Source organism: Bacillus sp. NPDC077411, assembly GCF_044543425.1.
Classification (GTDB): domain Bacteria; phylum Bacillota; class Bacilli; order Bacillales; family Bacillaceae_G; genus Bacillus_A; species Bacillus_A bruguierae.
Map to the genome: position 1 here is coordinate 1 of NZ_JBITWA010000057.1, position 1,033 is coordinate 1,033.

At 36.7% G+C, this 1,033-nt stretch carries 1 pseudogene; it reads right to left on the minus strand.

From position 1 onward, the window contains the following. A pseudogene (locus tag ACIGHG_RS25655) lies at positions 1-1,033 on the minus strand (IS3 family transposase); the annotation flags it as partial.

The following is a 1,033-nucleotide window of genomic DNA, read 5'->3' on the forward strand; positions in this document are numbered from 1 at the left end:
CCATCTTTTAATTGTTGAAAAGCCTTATCCAACATTTTTGAGACTAATGGGTAAACAGGACGTTTCTCTACGTTATACGCAATAATTTCACCATTATATAAATCAAGTATCGGAGATAAATACAACTTCTCACCATGTATGTGGAATTCTGTCACATCTGTAACCCACTTCTCATTTGGTTTCGTTGCTCCAAAATCACGTTTTAGAATGTTTGGTGCGATGTTGCCAACTTTCCCACGATATGAGCGATACTTCTTCATACGGACAAGAGATTTTAAATTCATTTCGTTCATTAAGCGACGAACTGTTTTGTGATTTAATATGATACCTTGATTGCGTAATGTCCACGTAATACGCCGATAGCCATATCGACCTTGGTGCTTATGAAAAATCTGTTGGATCATTTCTTTCACTTCGTGATATTTATCTGGGAGGTCCATTCGTTTCACCCAGTAATAATAGGTACTGCGCGGAATATCAGCGACTTTTACTAAGTCAATGACTTTAAATTCGTGCCTCAACTCATAAATTATTTGCGCTTTGTCTTGTTCTGTGACTTTTCCTTTTCTTGAATTAAGGCATGTAACTTTTTTAAATACGCATTCTCCATACGTAATCTCTCAATTTCAGCTTTTAATGCTTCTTCTGATCCTTCTACTTGTTGGTTGTTCTCTGGCTTCTTTTTCATAAGTGGACGCCCCTTCTCCTTTGGTTGAAGAGCGTCAATCCCTTGTGTCTCAAGTAAATGTTTCCATTTCCACACAGTGCTAGAAGTAGGAATATTAAATACTGCGGTAGCTTCTGCGATGGACGCTCCCATCTCGTTTATAAATTTAAGTACGTCCATTTTAAACTCAACAGAGTAATTTGTATATGTCTTTTGAAGACCTGCCAATCCATGTCTTTTAAACTTAGCTACCCATTTTTTTAACATCGTCATATCTACACAATGCTTTTGAGCTATATCTTTAAAGGATTCTACGCCATTAAGATAAGCAGTAACAGCCGATAACTTGGTTTCTAAAGAGTATTT